Raw genomic sequence first — 21,002 nt, 5'->3', positions numbered from 1 at the left:
CCCGAAGAAACCCAGATATGTCACTGACGCGCCTTTTAATTAAAGATTTCCGCAACATTGAAAGCGCGGATCTCGCTTTATCCCCTGGCTTTAACTTCCTGGTTGGCGCGAACGGCAGCGGCAAAACCAGCGTACTGGAAGCCATCTATACGCTCGGCCACGGCCGGGCTTTTCGTAGTTTGCAGATTGGTCGCGTGATTCGCCACGAGCAGGAATCCTTTGTTCTGCACGGACGTTTGCAGGGAGAAGAGCGGGAAACCGCCATCGGCCTGACCAAAGACAAGCTGGGTGACAGCAAGGTGCGCATCGACGGTACCGACGGCCACAAAGTGGCGGAGCTGGCGCTGTTAATGCCCATGCAACTGATTACGCCGGAGGGGTTTACTTTACTCAACGGCGGCCCCAAATACAGAAGAGCGTTCCTTGACTGGGGATGCTTTCACAACGAAGCCGGTTTCTTTAACGCCTGGAGCAACCTGAAGCGTCTGCTTAAGCAGCGTAACGCCGCGTTGCGCCAGGTGACGCGTTACGCCCAGCTGCGTCCGTGGGATATGGAATTAATCCCGCTTGCGGAACAAATCAGCCGCTGGCGTGCCGAATACAGCGCAGGTATCGCCGAAGATATGGCCGACACCTGCAAACAGTTTTTACCTGAATTTTCTCTCACCTTCTCCTTCCAGCGCGGCTGGGAGAAAGAGACGGATTACGCAGAAGTGTTAGAGAGAAACTTCGAGCGCGACCGCATGTTGACCTACACCGCGCATGGCCCGCACAAGGCAGATTTTCGCATTCGTGCTGACGGCGCACCGGTCGAAGATACCTTGTCGCGCGGGCAGCTCAAGCTCCTGATGTGCGCGCTGCGCCTGGCGCAGGGGGAGTTTTTAACCCGCGAAAGCGGGCGACGCTGCCTGTATCTGATAGATGATTTTGCCTCGGAACTTGACGACGCGCGGCGTGGGCTGCTTGCCAGTCGCTTAAAAGCCACGCAGTCGCAGGTTTTCGTCAGCGCCATTAGCGCTGAACACGTTATAGACATGTCGGACGAAAATTCGAAGATGTTTACCGTGGAAAAGGGTAAAATAACGGATTAACCCAAGATTAAATGAGCGAGAAACGTTGATGTCGAATTCTTATGACTCCTCCAGTATCAAAGTCCTGAAAGGGCTGGATGCGGTGCGTAAGCGCCCGGGTATGTATATCGGCGATACGGATGACGGCACCGGTCTGCACCACATGGTATTCGAGGTGGTAGATAACGCTATCGACGAAGCGCTCGCGGGTCACTGTAAAGACATCGTGGTCACAATCCATGCGGACAACTCTGTCTCTGTTACCGATGATGGTCGTGGTATCCCAACCGGTATTCACCCGGAAGAGGGCGTGTCTGCGGCGGAAGTGATCATGACCGTTCTGCACGCAGGCGGTAAGTTCGACGATAACTCCTATAAAGTTTCTGGTGGTCTGCACGGCGTAGGCGTGTCCGTGGTTAACGCCCTGTCGCAGAAGCTGGAGCTGGTTATCCAGCGTGAAGGGAAAACTCACCGTCAGCTTTATACACACGGTGTGCCGCAGGCACCGCTGGCTGTGACTGGCGACACCGACAAAACCGGTACGATGGTGCGTTTCTGGCCGAGCCTCGAAACCTTCACCAACGTCACTGAATTTGAGTACGACATCCTGGCGAAACGCCTGCGTGAACTGTCGTTCCTGAACTCTGGCGTCTCTATTCGTCTGAAAGACAAGCGTGACGGCAAAGAAGACCACTTCCATTACGAAGGTGGTATCAAGGCGTTCGTTGAGTATCTGAACAAGAACAAAACGCCAATTCACCCGAATATTTTCTACTTCTCCACCGAAAAAGACGGTATCGGCGTGGAAGTGGCACTGCAGTGGAACGATGGTTTCCAGGAAAACATCTACTGCTTCACCAACAACATTCCACAGCGTGATGGCGGTACTCACCTGGCGGGCTTCCGCGCAGCGATGACCCGTACCCTGAACGCCTACATGGACAAAGAAGGCTACAGCAAAAAAGCGAAAGTCAGCGCCACCGGTGACGATGCCCGTGAAGGCCTGATTGCGGTTGTCTCTGTGAAGGTGCCGGATCCGAAGTTCTCCTCTCAGACCAAAGACAAGCTGGTTTCTTCTGAGGTGAAATCGGCGGTTGAACAGCAGATGAACGAACTGCTGAGCGAATACCTGCTGGAAAACCCGTCTGACGCGAAAATCGTTGTTGGCAAAATTATCGACGCGGCACGTGCCCGTGAAGCGGCGCGTAAAGCCCGTGAAATGACTCGCCGTAAAGGTGCGCTGGACTTAGCAGGTCTGCCAGGAAAACTGGCTGACTGCCAGGAACGCGACCCGGCGCTGTCTGAACTGTACCTTGTGGAAGGGGACTCCGCGGGCGGTTCTGCGAAGCAGGGCCGTAACCGTAAGAACCAGGCTATCCTGCCGCTGAAGGGTAAAATCCTCAACGTAGAGAAAGCCCGTTTCGACAAGATGCTCTCTTCTCAGGAAGTGGCGACGCTGATCACCGCGCTGGGCTGCGGCATTGGCCGTGACGAATACAACCCGGACAAACTGCGTTATCACAGCATCATCATCATGACCGATGCGGACGTCGACGGCTCGCACATCCGTACGTTGCTGTTGACCTTCTTCTACCGTCAGATGCCAGAAATCGTTGAACGTGGTCACGTCTACATTGCACAGCCGCCGCTGTACAAAGTGAAGAAAGGCAAACAGGAACAGTACATTAAAGATGACGACGCGATGGATCAGTACCAAATCGCGATCGCCCTTGATGGTGCAACCCTGCATGCGAACTCTCACGCGCCTGCACTGGCCGGGGAGCCGCTGGAACGTCTGGTTTCCGAGTTCAACGCCACGCAGAAAATGATTGGTCGTATGGAGCGTCGCTATCCGAAAGCGCTGCTCAAAGAGCTGGTCTATCAGCCAACCCTGACCGAAGCCGATCTGAGCAGTGAGCAGACCGTGTCCCGCTGGGTGAACACGCTGGTGAGCGAGCTGAACGAGAAAGAGCAGCACGGTAGCCAGTGGAAATGTGATATTCAGCAGAATGCCGATCAGCAGTTTGAGCCGGTTATCCGCGTGCGTACCCACGGCGTCGATACTGACTACCCGCTGGAGCACGAGTTTGTGACCGGCCCGGAATACCACCGCATCTGCACTCTCGGTGAGAAGCTGCGTGGTCTGATCGAAGATGATGCCTTCATCGAACGTGGTGAACGTCGTCAGCCGGTTGCCAGCTTCGAGCAGGCGCTGGAATGGCTGGTGAAAGAGTCTCGTCGCGGTCTGGCGATTCAGCGTTATAAAGGTCTGGGTGAAATGAACCCGGATCAGCTGTGGGAAACGACTATGGATCCGGAAAGCCGCCGCATGCTGCGTGTTACCGTGAAAGACGCTATTGCTGCGGATCAGCTGTTCACCACCCTGATGGGTGATGCCGTTGAACCACGCCGTGCCTTTATCGAAGAGAATGCGCTGAAAGCGGCGAATATCGACATTTAAGCCGTTTTTCCCCTCACCTTAACGACACTTTTCGCCCTCGCCCCTTTGGGGAGAGGGCAGGGTGAGGGGAAATAATTCAGTGCAAAAGAGGAATCCCCTCCTCAAATCCCATCCCCCTTTATCCCCGACTCTTTTACTGTTTTTTGAGCGGAATCGCGTTAGCATGAGCCCAGACTTATTCAATCCGGGGATCTCATGGCCATCAAACTCATTGCAATCGATATGGACGGCACGCTGTTGCTACCAAACCACACCATCTCTCCTGCCGTTAAAAACGCGATTGCCGCTGCACGCGCAAAAGGTGTCAATGTGGTGCTGACTACTGGTCGTCCGTATGCGGGCGTGCACAGTTATCTGAAAGAGCTGCACATGAATAAGCCGGGTGATTACTGCATTACCTACAACGGTGCGCTGGTGCAGAAGGCGGCTGATGGCAGCACAGTGGCGCAAACCGCGCTGAGTTATGACGATTACCTGTTCCTGGAAAAACTGTCCCGCGAAGTGGGTTCTCACTTCCATGCGCTTGACCGCAATACCCTTTATACCGCTAACCGCGATATCAGCTACTACACCGTGCATGAGTCCTTTGTCGCGACCATTCCGCTGGTGTTCTGCGAAGCCGAAAAAATGGACCCGGATACGCAGTTCCTGAAGGTGATGATGATTGACGAGCCTGAGATCCTGGATAAAGCCATTGCCCGAATTCCGGCAGACGTGAAAGAGAAGTACACCGTGCTGAAAAGTGCGCCGTACTTCCTCGAAATCCTCGATAAACGCGTCAATAAAGGCACGGGTGTGAAATCGCTGGCCGATGCGTTGGGTATCAAACCCGATGAGATCATGGCGCTGGGCGATCAGGAAAACGATATTGCGATGATCGAATATGCAGGCATGGGCGTAGCGATGGATAACGCCATCTCGTCGGTGAAAGAAGCGGCCAATTTTGTCACCAAATCCAACCTGGAAGACGGCGTTGCTTACGCGATTGAGAAGTTTGTGCTGAACTAATACCTCGCTTGCTATACCCTGATGCGATAACCGCGTATCAGGGTATCCTCATGAAACAAATCACCTTCGCTTCCCGCCATCACCAGCTCACCAATACCAATACCTGGACACCTGACAGCCTCTGGCTTGCCTATGACGTCCGTCCATCCGGGGCGTCGTTCACCGGTGAAACGATTGAGCGAGTCAATGTCAGTACGGGCGAGGTTGAGGTGATCTACCGTGCTACTCACGGTGCGCATGTTGGCGTGGTGACCGTTCATCCCGAGGAAGACAAATACGTCTTTATCCACGGCCCGGAAAACCCCGATGCTGAATGGCAGTACGATTTTCACCATCGTCAGGGGGTGATTGCACAACACGGCCAGGCCACGAATCTGGACGCAATGGATATCACCGCACCTTACACTGCGGGGGCGCTGCGCGGCGGCAGCCATGTTCACGTCTTTAGCCCGAACGGGCGGTTCGTTAGCTTCACGTATAACGACCATGTGCTGCATGAGTGCGATCCAAAACGTGATTTACGCAACGTTGGTGTGGCGGCTCCATACGGTCCGGTAACGCCGCAGGGGGGGCATCCTCGTGAATATGCAGGCACTTTCTGGAGCGTGCTGGTGAGCCGTACAACGCCGGTTCCACAGCCGGGCAGCGATGAAATCAACCGTGCTTACGAAGAGGGGTGGGTGGGTAACACCCGGCTGGCGTTTATTGGTGATACTTTGTCGACGCAGGGTGAAAAAGTGCCTGAGCTGTTTATTGTTGGGTTGCCGACAGATGAGCAGGGCTGGAAATGTGCAGGTGATGCGCCGTTACAGGGAACGCCGGAGACGATGCCTGCACCGCCAGCGGGCGTCATGCAACGTCGCTTAACCTTTACCCATCAGAACCGCTATCCGGGGCTGGTGAACGTACCGCGCCACTGGGTGCGCAGTAATCCACAAGGAACACAGCTGGCGTTTCTGATGCGCGATGATAACGGCATTGTGCAGTTGTGGCTCATCTCACCTGAAGGGGGTGAGCCGCGTCAGTTGACCCGTCACGATAGCGGTATTCAGTCGGCGTTTAACTGGCACCCATCCGGGAACATGCTGGGATTTGTGCTGGAAAACCGAATTGCCTGCTGTGATGCCGAAACCGGAGAGGTGACGTTTTTGACGTCCGATCACGGCAACCCACCGTCTGCCGACGCGGTGGTGTTTTCTCCGGATGGGCGCTTTATTGCCTGGATGGAAGAAACAGACGGTTTCCGCCAGCTGTGGCTAACGGAAACCGCGCAGAATTAGCGTGGAGGCATCTCAGCTGGTGGGATAACGGAGTTAGTGGCCAGATTATCCTTCTCGCTTTTCTCTACGCGCGAGCGCACGGAGTTATCCGTGCGGAACATGTCCCACGGCAGAAGCAGAGTATCTGCTACTGCTGTGAATGGCATATCCAGGATGACCAGAGATTTGGTTCCCCAGTTTGTATCGTCATCGGAAATCATTGCCGTACTGGCACGGGTCCCCGGATATGTTCCTTCTTTACCGCCGGTGTGAGACATCACGCTCGAACACCCGCAAAGTAAAACCACCCCGCTGAACATCGTCAGCTTTATCAGAACATTTTTCATCATCACTCAGTCATCGTTAATGGCACTGCATAGACCTGCAACTCAGGGTTATAGCGAGCCTTATCCAAAATGGATAGCGCGAAAACCCCGCACTGTGGCAGCCATCGCAATTTAACCCTTTGTGCTGTTGTCCCAGTCTATGCGACAACCGGCAAAGTGCAAAAAAATCTCGCACAGATACGCTTGAAATACCCGGATCCAGACCCATTTTAATAAGGTAACCCGATAACGAACACGCCTGATGGGTGTTCGGGGGCGCAATGGCCTGTCCATGATGGAAGGCTACAATTTCTCGCTGATTTCAGGAGTTTTAATTTATGCGTAATTTCGATCTTTCCCCGTTATACCGTTCTGCAATTGGTTTTGACCGCCTGTTTAACCATTTAGAAAATAACCAAAGCCAGAGCAACGGCTACCCTCCATACAATGTTGAGCTGGTTGACGAAAATCACTACCGCATCGCGATTGCTGTCGCCGGTTTTGCAGAAGGCGAACTGGAGATCACCGCGCAGGACAACCTGCTGGTGGTGAAAGGTTCCCATACGGCTGAGCAGAAAGAACGTACCTACCTTTACCAGGGCATTGCCGAGCGCAACTTTGAACGCAAGTTCCAGTTAGCTGAGAACATTCATGTTAAAGGCGCAAACCTGGTCAACGGCCTGCTGTTTATCGAGCTGGAACGCGTGATCCCGGAAGAGAAAAAACCGCGCCGTATCGAAATTAACTGATTACGCGGGTCGCCGTCGCGGCTCACCCAGAATTGCTTGCCGAACCGGGAGCATATGCGAATCCATGAGGATTTGCAGGAACAACTGCGCACAAAAATAACCTGCGCTTACTCGCTTCTTAGAAGGAGAATTACCATGCGTCATAATGACTTATCCCCTCTTCTGCGTCAGTGGATTGGCTTTGATAAGCTGGCTAACGCCCTGCAAAGCACCACCGAGCAACAGACATTTCCGCCGTACAACATCGAAAAAAGCGATGACAACCACTACCGCATCACGCTGGCGCTGGCCGGGTTCCGTCAGGAAGAGCTGGACATTCAGCTCGACGGTACGCGTCTGACCGTGAAAGGGATGCCGGAAAAACAAGAAACCGAGACAAAATGGCTGCATCAGGGGCTGGTTATTCAGCCGTTTAGCCTGAGCTTTACCCTCGCAGATAATATGGAAGTCTCCGGCGCGACGTTTACCAACGGGCTGCTGCATATCGACCTGACCCGCAACGTACCGGACGCCATCGCTCCGCAGCGTATCGCCATTAGCGAGCGCCAGGCATTGAACAGCTAAACGTGTGCGGGCTGGTGCCCTCCCCCCGGCTCTCTCCCACTGTGAGAGGGTGTACACACTAAAAACGGTCACCTTCGGGTGACCGTTTTGCTTTTACCTTCGGTTTTTTTGTGCGCCATCGCCCATACAACCGCTTCCGGCTCTGAGAGAATCCTGAATATAACTAAGGTTATGCACAGGAAGTGGATCATGAGTGATATCGCGTTAACTGTTAGCGTGTTGGCCCTGGTCGCGGTGGTCGGACTGTGGATTGGCAATATCAAAATCCGTGGCGTCGGGTTTGGGATTGGCGGGGTACTGTTCGGCGGAATTTTTGTCGGTCATTTCGCTGATCAGCTTGGGCTGGTGCTCAGTACCGAAATGCTGCACTTTGTCCAGGAGTTCGGCCTGATCCTCTTCGTGTATACCATCGGTATTCAGGTGGGGCCGGGTTTTTTCGCTTCTCTTCGGGTCTCCGGGTTACGGCTGAATCTGTTTGCCCTCGGCATTGTGGTGATGGGGGGGCTGGTCACCGCTATCCTGCATAAACTTTTCAATATTCCGCTTCCTGTGGTACTGGGGATCTTCTCCGGCGCGGTCACCAATACGCCAGCGCTTGGTGCGGGCCAGCAAATTCTGCGCGATTTGGGTATCTCTCCCGACGTCGTCGACCAGATGGGGATGAGCTATGCGATGGCCTACCCGTTCGGTATTTGCGGCATTCTGCTCTCAATGTGGCTGGTACGCGTGCTGTTTCGTATCAACGTTGAGAAAGAAGCGAAAGATCATGAAACCACACTGACCAACGGCCATGCGCTGATCAAAACCATTAATATTCGGGTGGATAACCCCAACCTGAACAATATGGCGATTCAGGACGTCCCGATCCTGAACAGTGCCAATATCATCTGCTCTCGCCTTAAACGTGACGAAATACTGATGGTGCCCGCACCTGGCACCATTATTCAGCTGGGTGATTTACTGCATCTGGTCGGGCAGCCGATGGATTTGCACAACGCGCAGCTGGTGATTGGCCAGGAGGTTGATACCTCACTCTCGACGCGCGGAACCGACATGCGCGTCGAGCGCGTTGTGGTCACCAATGAGCAGGTTCTTGGCAAAAAAATACGCGATCTGCAGGTAAAAGAGCGTTATGACGTCGTGATCTCCCGCCTTAACCGCGCGGGCGTCGAGCTGGTTGCCAGCCCGGAAGCCAGCCTGCAGTTTGGTGATATTCTCAATCTGGTTGGGCGGCCTTCCTCGATAGATGCTGTGGCGGATATGGTGGGCAACGCCCAGCAAAAACTCCAGCAGGTGCAGATGCTGCCAGTGTTTATCGGTATCGGGCTTGGTGTATTGCTCGGTTCGATTCCGCTGTATGTGCCGGGGTTCCCGGTGGCGCTCAAGCTGGGGCTGGCGGGCGGGCCGCTGATTATGGCGCTGATCCTCGGGCGTATCGGCTGTATCGGTAAGCTCTACTGGTTTATGCCACCCAGCGCGAACCTGGCACTGCGCGAGCTGGGCATTGTGCTGTTCCTTGCGGTCGTCGGGCTTAAGTCAGGTGGTGATTTTGTTAACACGTTGGTTCAGGGCGAAGGGATGAGCTGGGTTGGCTACGGGATATTTATTACCGCCATTCCACTGCTCACGGTAGGCATTCTGGCGCGGATGTTCGCCAAAATGAACTACCTGACGCTCTGCGGCATGCTGGCTGGCTCCATGACCGACCCGCCAGCGCTCGCTTTTGCCAATAACCTGCACGCCACCAGCGGCGCGGCGGCGCTGTCTTACGCCACGGTCTATCCGCTGGTGATGTTCCTGCGCATTATCACCCCACAGCTACTGGCGGTGCTGTTCTGGGGGATGAGTTAGCAAATCTTCCGGGTGGATACGCCGCAGATGGTAGTCCACCTGGTAATCACTGGTATTACGGAACATCACGGAATAATTGAGAAACTCGCCGCTGTCGCTGTAGGAAAGAGAGGTGATCCGCAGCAGCGGCGTTTGTTCCGGCAGGTTCAAATAACGAGCCAGTTGTTTATCCGCCAGCACCGGCGTCAGGCTCTCATAGTTGCCGCTGATGGTGATCCCGCACTCCTTCTCAATGTAATCAAACTTTGACCCTTCAAGATGTGCCAGCGAGAGGTTGCGAAACAGCTTCACGGGCATAAAACTGTCCTCCAGCATTAGCGGTTTTCCCTCCACGTAACGTACCCGCCGCGAAAAGTAGATCCGTTCATCCACCTGAATCCGCAGCTGGCTGGCAATAGCAGGTGGCGCGGGCATCACCTCGAACTGTAATACCTTGCTCTGCACCTCTTTCCCCTGCTGGCGCAGCACCTCCACCAGCCCGGTCAGATTGGTGGTTTCATGGTGGACGTCCTTGCGCGACACAAACGTTCCGCTGCCGTGTCGGCGCTCAACCAGCCCCCAGCTCACCAGCAGATCCAGTGCCTTGCGAATGGTCATCCGCGCCACGCCGAACTCCAGCGCCAGTGCTTTCTCTCCAGGCAGTGGACTGCCGACGTTATAGTCTGATGAATTCAGCCGGAGCCGCAACCGGTCGGCAATAGATTTGTAGATCACAAGTAGACCTCTGTTCGCTTATTGGGGCGTGGGTTGCGTCTTAACATGTCCACATTTACATCAAAAAGTAGACCTTACTGACCAAATTAAAACCATGAATGCGATCACGAATCGCAGCGGCACGTCATGTTTGCTCTGCAGTAAATTCTTATGCTCGCGTCAGGCCAGCAAAAAACCATAAAGGCCTCTACCCCCTACAGGTTGTTACGTGAGGATTTAAAGATGCTCAGTCAAATACAACGTTTTGGCGGTGCCATGTTTACCCCGGTGTTGCTGTTTCCGTTTGCCGGGATCGTGGTGGGAATCGCTATCATGCTTCGCAACCCGCTTTTTGTGGGTGAAGCCTTAACTGCCCCTGATAATCTGTTCGCGCAAATCGTTCACATCATTGAAGAGGGCGGCTGGGCGGTGTTTCGCAATATGCCGCTGATTTTTGCCGTCGGCTTACCGATTGGCCTGGCGAAGCAGGCGCAGGGCCGCGCCTGTCTCGCCGTGCTGATTAGCTTTCTGACCTGGAACTACTTTATCAACGCGATGGGGATGACCTGGGGTCATTTCTTTGGCGTCGACTTCTCGGTGGAACCCACTGCCGGAAGCGGTCTGGCGATGATCGCCGGTATCAAAACGCTCGATACGAGCATTATCGGTGCCATTATTATTTCGGGCATCGTTACCGCTATCCACAACCGCTATTTCGACAAACCGCTGCCGGTATTCCTCGGCATTTTCCAGGGCACGTCGTTTGTCGTCATCCTCGCATTCTTTGTGATGCTCCCCTGTGCCTGGCTCACATTGCTGGGCTGGCCAAAAGTGCAGATGGGCATTGAGTCCCTGCAGGCCTTTTTACGTTCTGCCGGGGCGCTCGGCGTGTGGGTGTATACCTTCCTGGAACGTATTCTGATCCCTACCGGGCTGCACCACTTTGTCTACGGCCCGTTTATCTTCGGCCCGGCGGCAGTGGAAGGCGGTATCCAGGTTTACTGGGCGCAGCACCTGCAGGAATTTAGCCAGAGCACGCTGCCGCTGAAAACCCTGTTCCCGGAGGGTGGCTTCGCGCTGCACGGCAACTCCAAAGTGTTTGGCTCCGTCGGGATTGCGCTGGCGCTGTGGTACACCGCATCGCCGGAAAATCGTGTCAAAGTGGCGGGTCTGCTGATCCCGGCGACGCTTACCGCCATGCTGGTGGGCATCACCGAGCCGCTTGAATTTACCTTCCTGTTTATTTCGCCGCTCCTGTTTGCCGTACACGCCGTGCTGGCGGCCACGATGGCAACGGTGATGTATGTCTTTGGTGTCGTGGGCAATATGGGGGGCGGGCTACTGGATCAGTTCCTGCCGCAAAACTGGATCCCGATGTTCCATAACCACGCCTCGATGATGTTCACCCAGATTGGCATTGGCGTCTGCTTCACCGGCATCTACTTCGTTGTCTTCAAAACGCTGATCGAACGGCTGAACCTCAAAACCCCAGGCCGTGAAGAGAGCGAAATCAAACTCTACAGCAAGGCGGATTATCAGGCTGCGCGTGGGCAAACCACTGCTCCGGCCGCCGCCAGCCAGCAGGTTGGGCAAGCCGCTGGCTTCTTACAGGCGCTCGGCGGGGCTGCCAACATCGAAAGCATCAACAACTGCGCCACCCGGTTACGTATCGCACTGGTCGATATGGCGCAAACCCAAAGCGACGACGTCTTTAAAGCCCTGGGCGCACACGGCGTGGTGCGACGTGGCAACGGCATTCAGGTGATTGTCGGTCTGCACGTTCCCCAGGTGCGTGACCAGCTTGAATCGCTGATGAAAACCCCTTTAACGAACGAACAAACTACCCTGACAGAGGCTATATCATGAAAAAATTCTCAGTTGTCATTGCAGGCGGCGGTAGCACCTTTACGCCTGGTATCGTCCTGATGCTGTTAGCCAACCGTGACCGTTTCCCGCTGCGCGCGCTGAAGTTCTATGACAACGACGGCGCGCGTCAGGAAACAATCGCAGAGGCGTGCAAAATCATCCTCAGGGAACAGGCTCCGGAAATTGAATTTAGCTACACCACCGACCCAAAAGCGGCTTTTACTGATGTGGATTTCGTGATGGCGCATATCCGCGTGGGCAAATACCCGATGCGTGAAAAAGACGAGAAAATTCCGCTGCGCCACGGTGTGCTGGGCCAGGAAACCTGCGGCCCGGGTGGGATCTCTTACGGGATGCGCTCTATCGGTGGCGTGCTGGAACTGGTGGATTACATGGAGCAGTACTCGCCGAATGCGTGGATGCTGAACTACTCCAACCCGGCGGCCATTGTCGCGGAAGCAACCCGTCGTCTGCGTCCGAACGCTAAAATCCTCAACATCTGCGATATGCCAATCGGTATTGAAGGGCGTATGGCGCAGATTGTCGGCCTGAAAGACCGCAAAGAGATGCGCGTGCGCTACTACGGGCTGAATCACTTCGGCTGGTGGACATCTATCGAAGATCTGAACGGTAACGATCTGATGCCAAAACTGCGCGAATATGTGGCGAAAAATGGTTATGTTCCACCATCTGACAATGTTCACACCGAAGCAAGCTGGAACGATACTTTCGCTAAGGCGAAAGATGTGCAGGCGCTGGATCCGGACACCATGCCGAACACCTACCTGAAATATTACCTCTTCCCGGACTACGTGGTGGCGCACTCCAACCCGGAACGAACCCGCGCTAACGAAGTGATGGATCACCGCGAGAAGCATGTGTTCAGTTCCTGCCGGGCGATTATCGAAGCCGGGAAATCCTCTGCGGGTGAGCTGGAAATTGACGAACATGCATCGTACATCGTTGATCTGGCCACCGCGATTGCCTTCAACACCCAGGAACGCATGCTGCTGATTGTGCCAAACAACGGCGCTATCCATAACTTTGATGCCGACGCCATGGTGGAAATTCCGTGCCTGGTGGGACATAACGGCCCAGAACCGCTCAGCGTGGGCGATATTCCGCACTTCCAGAAAGGGCTGATGAGCCAGCAGGTGGCGGTCGAAAAACTGGTAGTGGATGCCTGGGAACAGCGCTCATACCAGAAACTGTGGCAGGCGATCACCCTGTCCAAAACCGTGCCGAGCGCCTCAGTCGCCAAAGCGATTCTTGACGATCTGATTGAAGCCAACAAAGCGTACTGGCCGGAACTGCATTAATCTGCCTGACCGGCATCATCTGATGCCGGTCTCCTTGTCTTTGTCGATTTACGCTATGCTGAAACCTGCTTGCTGACGACAAGGAACCTTCATGAAAATTTCTCGCCTCGGCGAAGCGCCGGACTACCGCTTTTCTCTGGCTAACGAACGTACATTTTTAGCATGGATCCGCACCGCGCTGGGTTTTCTGGCCGCGGGTGTGGCGCTTGATCAACTGGCTCCTGATTTTGCCACCCCCCTGATTCGCGAAGTGCTGGCTTTGCTGCTCTGTCTGTTTGCGGGCGTGCTGGCTATCTATGGTTATCTGCGCTGGTTACGCAATGAGAAAGCAATGCGTCTGAAGCAGGATCTGCCCTATACGCGCGGGTTGTTTATCATTAGCGTGATTTTGCTGGCGGTGGCTGTTGTCGTGATGGTGCTGGTATTCTATGGCTGATAGCCGTAAAGCGCGACGTGAAGCCGATCCCGGTCTGCAGCCGGAGCGTACATCACTTGCCTGGCTGCGTACCACGCTGGGATATGGCGCATTGATTGCGCTGGCGATTAAGCATAACTGGCATCGCACGGGCGTACCGTTCTGGATATCCATTGTGATACTGGCGCTGGTGGCCGTGATTTTATGGCGTTACACCCGTAGCCGTAACCTGATGGATGTGGCCAGGGACGATTTTGTGCAACCGAAAGCAATGTGGGACAAATTCCTGATCGCGCTTGCGGTGCTGTCGCTGTCACTGCTATTTGCGGTGACGCATATTCAGCAAATCCTGAATCTGTAATTGCACAAAATCGCCCGGTGGTGGCTTATCTTTTCCCTTTCGCTAAATATTTCGCCATCTCGTCTTCCGGCACCATGCCGCCGCCAGTCGCCCACACCAGATGGGTGGCGTTAGCACTCGCGCTCACGCGTACCGGCCCGGCCATTCCTGCCAGCGCTGATGGCTCCAGACGAATACCTTCCTCCTGCGCCAGCCAGCCAAGCATGTCGTACATACTCTGGTCGGAAAGCGTGTAGAACCCGTCAAGCAGGCGCTCCATTGCGCGGCCCACGAAACCGGATGCGCGCCCGACCGCTAGCCCGTCTGCCGCTGTCACGTTATCGATACCCAGATCCTGCACGGCAATCTTATCGTGCAGGCCGGTGTAGACGCCCAGCAGCATACAAGGAGAGTGCGTTGGCTCGGCGAAGAAGCAGTGGACGTTATCGCCAAAGGCCAGCTTCAGGCCAAACGCCACCCCACCAGGGCCGCCGCCGACGCCGCACGGCAGGTAGACATACAGTGGATGTTCCGCATCCACCACGCGCCCCTGTGCGGCAAACTGTGCCTTCAGACGCTCGCCCGCCACCGCATAGCCTAAAAACAGCGTGCGGGAGTTTTCATCGTCGATGAAGAAGCAGTTCGGGTCGCTTTCCGCGGCTTTTCGCCCTTGCTCCACCGCCACACCGTAATCCTGCTCATATTCCACGACGATCACACCGTGGCTACGCAGTTTGGCTTTCTTCCACTCGCGGGCATCGGCGGACATATGTACCGTCACCTTAAAGCCGATGCGCGCACTCATAATGCCGATGGACATCCCCAGATTGCCCGTCGAGCCTACGGCAATGCTGTACTGGCTAAAGAAGTCTTTAAAGCGCGGCTCCAGCAGAATGCTGTAATCGTCTTCAACGCTGAGCAGCCCGGCTGCCAGCGCCAGTTTCTCGGCGTGGGTCAGCACCTCATAGATACCGCCGCGCGCCTTGATGGAGCCTGAGATCGGCAGGTGGCTGTCTTTTTTCAGCAGCAGCGTGCCGGGAATGGCCGTGGCAAATTCCTTCTCCAGCCGTTTTTGCATCGCCGGAATGGCGACCAGTTCAGACTCAATAATGCCGTGGGTGGCAGCCGTTTCCGGGAACGCTTTTGCCAGATACGGCGCAAAACGGTTCAGTCGCGCATGTGCATCGTCTACATCAGCTTTGGTCAGCCCGACATACGGTAACCCTTCCGCCAGCGTGGTGGTGCGTGGGTTAAACCATGTGGTTTCTTTCAGGGCGATCAGATCCTCAATCAGAGGAAACTGGGCGGTTAACGTGGTGATAGTTGCATTTTCCATAATACGTCTCTTCGCGTTCAGATAATGAAAGAAAGCAGGAATGTGCCGCCAAGTGCAAGCACCGAGGCGATAAACGTCGCTGTCGTATAGTATTTGAAGGTCTCATTCAGGGTGGCACCGCAGTATTGCTTCACCAGCCAGAAGAGCGAATCGGTCACGATCGTGCAGCCAATGGCACCGGAACCGATGGCAATGGTGATGATCTCCGGGCTCACGTTCGGGTAGAGCGGCAGCATAGGGGCCACAATGGCCGTGGCTCCCATCATGGCGACCGTCGCAGAACCGACAGCAGCGTGCAGAACCAGCGCCACCAGCCAGGCCAGCAGGATCGGGTGCATGTGCAGGTTAGAGAGAATATGTGCCAGCACATCCGCCAGGCCGCTGGTTTTGAGAATGGCGTTAAACGCTCCGCCAGCACCGATGATCAGCAAAATGTTCGCAATAGAGCCGAAACCGTGTTCGGTATGAGTCAGCATCGTCGCCATGCCCATATGCTGGCGAATTCCCAGCAGGTAATAGGCGACAAACACAGCGATAAACATCGCGGTGATCGGGTTGCCGATAAATTCCAGCAGCGTATACAGCGTGCCCGTTTTGTCGGCCATGTTCAGCTCGGCGACGGTTTTCACCAGCATAAGGGCGATCGGCAACAGTACCGTGAACAGCGTTGCGCCCAGTGACGGCAGGGTGTGCTCTTCACGCACTTTCAGGTCTGAAAACGCCGCCGGAACAGGTTTAAACGGCAGACGGTTACCGAGCAGTTTCAGGAACAGCGGGCCGCCGACCAGAGAGGCCGTCAGGCCAACCAGCAGGCCGTAGACAATAACGGTTCCCACGTCTGCACCCAGTTTGTTCGTGACAAACAGCGCTGCCGGGTGCGGAGGTACCACGCAGTGCACTGCCATCAGTGCGGTACAGAGTGGAATAGCCAGTTTCAGCAGTGAAGTATGCGTCTTTTTGGCAATGGAGAACGCCAGCGGGATCAGCAGTACCACGCCCACTTCCACAAACAGTGTAATACCGCAGATAAGCCCCACCAGCACCATAATCACATCGGCCGACAGCCAGCGGCAGCGCTGGAGCGTGATGCCGATGCGTTCCGCTGCGCCGGAGACTTCCATCATCTTGCCGAGAATAGTGCCAAGACCAATCACCGCCGCCAGGAAGCCCAGCGTGCCGCCAATGCCGCTCTCAATGGCATTCACCATATCCAGCGGGCTCATTCCCATCATCGCGCCGACGAAGAAGCTCGCCAGCAGCAGTGCCAGGAACGGGTGAAACTTCAGTTTTACGATAGTTAATACAATCAACACGATGCTGATAAGCAGCGTCGCCACAACCCAGACCTGAGATCCCATATTTCACCTCACCCTTAAGTAATCTGCGGGTATTGGACGAAAAAACAGCGTGGGCTGACAAACGATATAAATTGCCGTTCAGGTGAGCCAGATTGGATCAAGTGAGTGACTAAACTCTAAAAAGCGCACTAAATTCGTATTTGGTTCACATAAATTCATCTCTGAAAGGTATTCTGAGCGCAGAATAAACGAGTGGAAACCGTGATGAGTGATGTAAATGAAGCCAGAAACCGCCTGTTAAACGGCTGGCAGCTGTCAAAAATGTACACCTTTGAAGTGGCCGCCCGGCATGAGTCCTTTGCGCTGGCAGCTGAAGAGCTGTCGCTCAGCCCCAGCGCAATAAGCCACCGTATCAACCTCCTGGAAGAGGAGCTGGGTATTCAGCTGTTTGTGCGCTCCCACCGTAAAGTGGAGCTGACGCCGGAGGGAAAACGCGTCTGGTGGACGCTCAAGTCGTCGCTGGACACCCTGAACCAGGAGATCCTGGATATTAAAAATCAGGCGCTTTCCGGCACGCTGACGGTTTACTCCCGTCCGTCGATTGCCCAGTGCTGGCTGGTACCGATGCTGGGTGACTTTACCCGCCGCTACCCGTCAATTTCACTTACCATTCTGACGGGTAATGATTACGTCAATATGCAGCGAACGGGTGTCGATCTGGCGCTCTATTTCGACGATACACCGCCAAACCATCTGTCTCACCATTTTCTGATGGATGAAGCGATCCTGCCGGTCTGCTCGCCAGAATATGCCCACCAACATGCGCTGCTACAGAATCCCGACAACCTGCGTCACTGCACGCTGCTGCATGACCGTCAGGCCTGGAGCAATGATTCCGGTACGGATGAGTGGTGTAGCTGGGCGCAAAATTTTGCGGTGAGCATGCCGCCATCATCGGGTATTGGTTTCGATCGTTCCGATTTGGCGATTATTGCAGCAATAAACCATGTCGGGGTGGCGATGGGGCGTAAACGGCTGGTGCAAAAGCGGCTCGAACGCGGTGAGCTTATCGCGCCTTTCGGTGAAAAGACCCTGAAATGCCATCAGCATTACTACATCTCAACGCTTTCCGACCGGCAGTGGCCGAAAATTGACGCCTTTATCGGCTGGCTGCAAGAACTGGCGAGATGAAGAATTATTACGCTTTGGCTCTACACCAAATGTGAAAAAGCGTGCTAAATACAGGTTATTGCTTTTGATTTCTTGCAAGGTACACCGTGTTAAAGCCTTTCATTGCTACAGCGTTACTGATCGCGTCCGGCTGGGCCTGTGCCGCAGAGCCGCCTCTGACGGCTGCCCGCTATGCACAACAGCTGGGTGTTGGCATGGATGTAGACTGGGCGCGCACTGAGCGCGGTATCCGGGAGTTCGACCCGCTGGAGGTGCGTGATTTTCGCGCTAAAGGGATAAGCCATGTGCGTATCCGCGTGGCCGATGAACCGACGGAAGCCCGGCTGATCCATCTGCGTAAACTGGTGGAAGCCTGCGAGCAATATGGTGTTATCCCAATCATCTCTTATCAGGCCGATGTCTATAAAAACGACCCGAAAGCCGATAACGAGAAAGAGGTGATCAACTGGTGGATTGCCGTGGCACACTATTTTGGCCAAAGCTCGCCGTTACTGGGCTTTGACCTGATCTACGAGCCCGCGGACAAACTTAACCACAATATTGCTTCGCTTAACCGGGTGTATGAAAAAACCATCAAGATTATCCACAGCATCGATGCTGACCGCATGATCTTCATCGCCCCCCGCCTGCGTGCTGCACCGGAAGATCTCTTCAGCCTGAAACTGCCTGCGCACAGCCAAAACTACGTGCTGGCGGAGTGGCATATTTTCCCGTGGGGACCGCTGAAAAGTAACGGTAAATACCCGTGGACATCCGGCACGGCGGCGGAGAAAGCAGCCATCAACAACCATATTAATACGGCGCTGCACTGGCAACAGAAAACCGGACACGTCAGCTGGGTCGGGGGCTGGGGAGTGGGTGAGTCAAACAGGTTCACACCCACGGCGTCGCAAATGGCATTTGCTTCGTTTATGGCCTGCGAGCTGCAAAAGGCGAAAATCCCCTACGCGATTAACGCCGATTTTCAGTTTTACGACGGGGAAGAGGGAGCCTGGCGTCCTGCACCGGAGCCACTGCTGCAGACCATGATTGCGCCCGTTTGTGAAACGCCCGGCGATAAGCCGGGCCATCATGCGGTTAAACCGGTTGCTCGTGACGCGGAACACGCGACGCCAGCGGCAGCCAGCACAGTAAAATCAGCAGACCCATCAGCGTCATCAGCAAACCCAAACTAGCCTGACCGGTTTGCGGCAGCATGGCGGAGAGCCAGGCCAGCGCGCCAGAACCGATATTCTGCAAACCGCCTACCAGTGCGCCTGCCGTACCTGCGAGGAACGGGAACGGCTCCATCGCGCCGCTGGTGGCGAGCGGGAACAGCATGCCCGCGCCGAAGAAGAACAGCGCCGCCGGGATCAGTAGCGTCCAGACGGTCATCACGCCAAACAGCCCCGGGATCCACATCATCAGGCCCGCCAGCAGACAGCTAATGACCGATTGCCACATCAGCGTGGAGAAACGCTTGTTCGGGCGTCCGGCGAACCATGCGCCGAAAAACGCCGCCGGGATCGGCAGAATAAACAGGATACTCACGACCATGCTGCTCAGACCAAGCCCAGCGCCTAACAGCACGCCGGAGCAGGCTTCAAACACGGCAATACCCGCCAGGCCACCAACCAGCATCAGCAGGTAGCAGTTAAACGCACCGCTGCCGAACAGCGTTTTGTAGCTGGTGACCAGTCTGGTGCGCGGTGCGCCCGTCGGACGCGTCTCCGGCATCCAGCGCGCCATGCTGAAGGTCACAATCACGCACAGCACCAGCAGGAAGGCGTAGCAGGCACGCCAGGACCACATTGTGTCCAGCAGACCACCAATCAGCGGAGCCAGAAGCGGGCTCACCAGAATGCCCATATTGAGCAAACTGTTGGCGTGGCGAAGCTGGGTACCTTCATACAGATCGCGCGGTAACGTTCGTGCCATGACACCGCCAACGCCAGTTCCGACACCCTGCAGGGCGCTGGCGGCAATCAATACGGTCAGGTTATGGGTCGTGATGGCAATGACCGTCGCAACCATGAAAATGCACATACCCACTAAAATCACCGGGCGACGCCCGATGCGATCGGACAGCGGCCCGTAGAACAGTTGCGAAACGCCATAGGTCAGCAGGTAAGCGGCCATCACGCTCTGTACCGCGCCCTCACGGACGTTCAATTCCTTTGCCATGTCGGCAATCGCCGGAATGTAGATGGTTTGTGCCATCTGACCGACGGCCACCAGTAACACCAGCATCAACAATAAGTTAACGTTCCTTTGTTTTTTCATGTCGCTGAATACTTTTGCCAAAAGAGAAAAATAAAGAATAAGTGACTGCGCATTCCCATAAATGCGCGAGGAATCTACCACAGGAAGATGACAAATTAAGCATTGTTGTGATGAATGGAAAAACCGGGAAAGGCAGGATTTGTAAACAACATCGGCAACTTATGTTGCCATTGATTTACGCCAGGTGTTGCAGGCTCAACATTTTATTAAAGAGGGGCGGTTGCCCGCCCCTCTCAGGTGCGACCTGAACCTGAATTACCGAAGGTATTTCAGGACGGCATCAAGCAGTTGCAGTGCTGCAACAATGAGTTTGAGGATCAGTACAACCATATCCACGACGCTCATACGCGTCTCCTTTTGGTTAAAAGGAGCACGATGCTGGCGTACCTTTCCGCCGCCTGTTGCCAGCACCTGGATTGACATAACACAGTGTGCTCACTTCAGGGGTTCAGGCACTGACGGCACCACCCGTTTCAGCCAGGACTTCGTTGCGCCGGTAAACTGCGGCCCCCTCGCACACTGCGAACACCCTCAGTATAGATAAATACTGTATGTATGAACAGTATTTTATGGACAAAATTCGCCACGTGATCCATACTCAAAAACGTCAAAATCCGTGCCTGAAATTGCGCGTTCGTCCCCGATCGCGTATACTTCTTGCGTTGACGTAACACAGTGTGTTCTGCGGTTACCAGCCGCAAACCCTGAAAAAAAACCTCGCTTTGGCGAGGTTTTTTTGTTTGCACCACGTAACAAACGAAACGTGATCGTTGACGCATTTTTATGCAGATGAAAATATTTCCATTGTCACGCTGAAAAACCTGTGGTTGTATAAATTCTATCAATGATTCCAAACACAGGTTCCTAATGACTCCATCTATGTTCACCTCGACCCTACTAAAAACTGCGCAACCAGCCGCAGTGGTCGTCGTGCGTGTGGTGGTGGTCGTCGGCAATGCGCCGTAGGGACTGGAACAACACACGATTCCAAAAC

The 21,002-nt window shown here is 54.9% G+C and carries 20 protein-coding genes and 1 other annotated feature; of the genes, 14 read left to right on the top strand and 6 right to left on the bottom strand.

What is annotated here, in order from left to right; all coding sequences use genetic code 11:
* Positions 1–17: 17 nt before the first annotated feature.
* The 4 genes from recF (at position 18) to ACHHZ6_RS19755 (ending at position 5,819) form a co-directional block, all read left to right on the top strand.
* Positions 18–1,091, top strand: coding sequence for a DNA replication/repair protein RecF (gene recF / locus ACHHZ6_RS19770; RefSeq protein WP_182919160.1), 1,074 nt, complete (start codon positions 18–20; stop codon positions 1,089–1,091).
* 28 nt (positions 1,092–1,119) lie between these two features.
* A complete protein-coding gene (gyrB, locus tag ACHHZ6_RS19765; protein ID WP_182273184.1) occupies positions 1,120–3,531 on the top strand; it encodes a DNA topoisomerase (ATP-hydrolyzing) subunit B in 2,412 nt (803 codons plus the stop codon).
* Between the two features lie 195 nt (positions 3,532–3,726).
* The gene (yidA, locus tag ACHHZ6_RS19760; RefSeq protein WP_182273183.1) at positions 3,727–4,539 is read left to right on the top strand and encodes a sugar-phosphatase; all 813 of its coding nucleotides are present in this window, start codon (positions 3,727–3,729) and stop codon (positions 4,537–4,539) included.
* 50 nt (positions 4,540–4,589) lie between these two features.
* Positions 4,590–5,819, top strand: coding sequence for a DUF3748 domain-containing protein (locus ACHHZ6_RS19755; protein WP_182273182.1), 1,230 nt, complete (start codon positions 4,590–4,592; stop codon positions 5,817–5,819).
* Here the strand turns inward: ACHHZ6_RS19755 and ACHHZ6_RS19750 are convergent.
* Positions 5,816–6,148: a YceK/YidQ family lipoprotein gene (locus tag ACHHZ6_RS19750; protein WP_182919162.1), complete on the bottom strand. Its 333-nt coding sequence runs from the start codon at positions 6,146–6,148 to the stop codon at positions 5,816–5,818. The two genes, ACHHZ6_RS19755 and ACHHZ6_RS19750, sit on opposite strands and share 4 nt — an antisense overlap.
* 248 nt (positions 6,149–6,396) lie before the next feature.
* Positions 6,397–6,469 (top strand) — a sequence feature (ROSE (Repression Of Heat Shock gene Expression) occurs in the 5'-region of heat shock genes and acts as an RNA thermometer to modulate expression.).
* On the opposite strand from ACHHZ6_RS19750, the gene ibpA reads away from it, so the two are divergent.
* The 3 genes from ibpA to ACHHZ6_RS19735 all read left to right on the top strand — a co-directional run bounded on the left by ibpA (position 6,463) and on the right by ACHHZ6_RS19735 (position 9,288).
* Positions 6,463–6,873, top strand: a complete 411-nt coding sequence (gene ibpA / locus ACHHZ6_RS19745) for a small heat shock chaperone IbpA (RefSeq protein WP_182273180.1) — start codon at positions 6,463–6,465, stop codon at positions 6,871–6,873. (Overlaps the previous feature by 7 nt.)
* A gap of 135 nt (positions 6,874–7,008) precedes the next feature.
* Entirely contained in the window at positions 7,009–7,437 is a 429-nt protein-coding gene (ibpB, locus tag ACHHZ6_RS19740; protein WP_395122947.1) for a small heat shock chaperone IbpB, read from the top strand.
* Positions 7,438–7,626: 189 nt separating this feature from the next.
* Positions 7,627–9,288: a putative transporter gene (locus tag ACHHZ6_RS19735; RefSeq protein WP_182273178.1), complete on the top strand. Its 1,662-nt coding sequence runs from the start codon at positions 7,627–7,629 to the stop codon at positions 9,286–9,288.
* Here the strand turns inward: ACHHZ6_RS19735 and ACHHZ6_RS19730 are convergent.
* Positions 9,256–10,002, bottom strand: a complete 747-nt coding sequence (locus tag ACHHZ6_RS19730; RefSeq protein WP_182273177.1) for a GntR family transcriptional regulator — start codon at positions 10,000–10,002, stop codon at positions 9,256–9,258. The genes ACHHZ6_RS19735 and ACHHZ6_RS19730 overlap by 33 nt on opposite strands.
* Positions 10,003–10,224: 222 nt before the next feature.
* Between ACHHZ6_RS19730 and ACHHZ6_RS19725 the strand changes: the two genes are divergently transcribed.
* The 4 genes from ACHHZ6_RS19725 to ACHHZ6_RS19710 all read left to right on the top strand — a co-directional run bounded on the left by ACHHZ6_RS19725 (position 10,225) and on the right by ACHHZ6_RS19710 (position 13,942).
* The gene (locus ACHHZ6_RS19725; protein ID WP_395122946.1) at positions 10,225–11,847 is read left to right on the top strand and encodes an alpha-glucoside-specific PTS transporter subunit IIBC; all 1,623 of its coding nucleotides are present in this window, start codon (positions 10,225–10,227) and stop codon (positions 11,845–11,847) included.
* Positions 11,844–13,166 (top strand): 6-phospho-alpha-glucosidase, encoded by a 1,323-nt coding sequence (locus ACHHZ6_RS19720; protein ID WP_196390647.1) that lies wholly within the window; start codon positions 11,844–11,846, stop codon positions 13,164–13,166. The genes ACHHZ6_RS19725 and ACHHZ6_RS19720 overlap by 4 nt, the downstream gene beginning before the upstream one ends.
* Before the next feature lie 91 nt (positions 13,167–13,257).
* Entirely contained in the window at positions 13,258–13,602 is a 345-nt protein-coding gene (locus tag ACHHZ6_RS19715; protein ID WP_182273174.1) for a YidH family protein, read from the top strand.
* Positions 13,595–13,942, top strand: a complete 348-nt coding sequence (locus tag ACHHZ6_RS19710; RefSeq protein ID WP_182273173.1) for a DUF202 domain-containing protein — start codon at positions 13,595–13,597, stop codon at positions 13,940–13,942. The genes ACHHZ6_RS19715 and ACHHZ6_RS19710 overlap by 8 nt, the downstream gene beginning before the upstream one ends.
* Before the next feature lie 25 nt (positions 13,943–13,967).
* Here ACHHZ6_RS19710 and dsdA read toward each other — a convergent pair whose 3' ends face one another.
* Positions 13,968–15,257, bottom strand: a complete 1,290-nt coding sequence (gene dsdA, locus ACHHZ6_RS19705) for a D-serine ammonia-lyase (protein WP_196390648.1) — start codon at positions 15,255–15,257, stop codon at positions 13,968–13,970.
* Between the two features lie 17 nt (positions 15,258–15,274).
* Positions 15,275–16,615 carry a D-serine transporter DsdX gene (dsdX, locus tag ACHHZ6_RS19700; RefSeq protein ID WP_182273171.1) on the bottom strand — a complete coding sequence of 447 codons (1,341 nt, stop codon included), beginning with the start codon at positions 16,613–16,615 and terminating at the stop codon, positions 15,275–15,277.
* A 204-nt stretch (positions 16,616–16,819) separates the two neighbouring features.
* Here dsdX and dsdC point away from each other — a divergent pair, with 204 nt between their 5' ends.
* Both dsdC and ACHHZ6_RS19690 read left to right on the top strand, forming a co-directional pair.
* Positions 16,820–17,746: a DNA-binding transcriptional regulator DsdC gene (dsdC, locus tag ACHHZ6_RS19695; RefSeq protein ID WP_182273170.1), complete on the top strand. Its 927-nt coding sequence runs from the start codon at positions 16,820–16,822 to the stop codon at positions 17,744–17,746.
* A gap of 86 nt (positions 17,747–17,832) precedes the next feature.
* Positions 17,833–18,921, top strand: a complete 1,089-nt coding sequence (locus ACHHZ6_RS19690; protein ID WP_182919165.1) for a cellulase family glycosylhydrolase — start codon at positions 17,833–17,835, stop codon at positions 18,919–18,921.
* On the opposite strand, the gene emrD is transcribed toward ACHHZ6_RS19690, so the two are convergent.
* Positions 18,824–20,008, bottom strand: coding sequence for a multidrug efflux MFS transporter EmrD (gene emrD, locus ACHHZ6_RS19685; RefSeq protein ID WP_182919166.1), 1,185 nt, complete (start codon positions 20,006–20,008; stop codon positions 18,824–18,826). The genes ACHHZ6_RS19690 and emrD overlap by 98 nt on opposite strands.
* Before the next feature lie 255 nt (positions 20,009–20,263).
* Positions 20,264–20,353, bottom strand: coding sequence for a type I toxin-antitoxin system toxin TisB (gene tisB / locus ACHHZ6_RS19680; protein ID WP_182273167.1), 90 nt, complete (start codon positions 20,351–20,353; stop codon positions 20,264–20,266).
* A gap of 522 nt (positions 20,354–20,875) precedes the next feature.
* On the opposite strand from tisB, the gene ivbL reads away from it, so the two are divergent.
* Positions 20,876–20,974 carry an ilvB operon leader peptide IvbL gene (ivbL, locus tag ACHHZ6_RS19675; protein ID WP_182273166.1) on the top strand — a complete coding sequence of 33 codons (99 nt, stop codon included), beginning with the start codon at positions 20,876–20,878 and terminating at the stop codon, positions 20,972–20,974.
* Positions 20,975–21,002 lie beyond the last annotated feature (28 nt).

Source organism: Enterobacter cloacae complex sp. 2024EL-00214, assembly GCF_043945575.1.
In the GTDB taxonomy this organism is placed as follows: domain Bacteria; phylum Pseudomonadota; class Gammaproteobacteria; order Enterobacterales; family Enterobacteriaceae; genus Enterobacter; species Enterobacter cloacae_P.
Note: the sequence above shows the minus strand (reverse complement) of the source record. Positions and strands in the feature narration are given on the sequence as shown.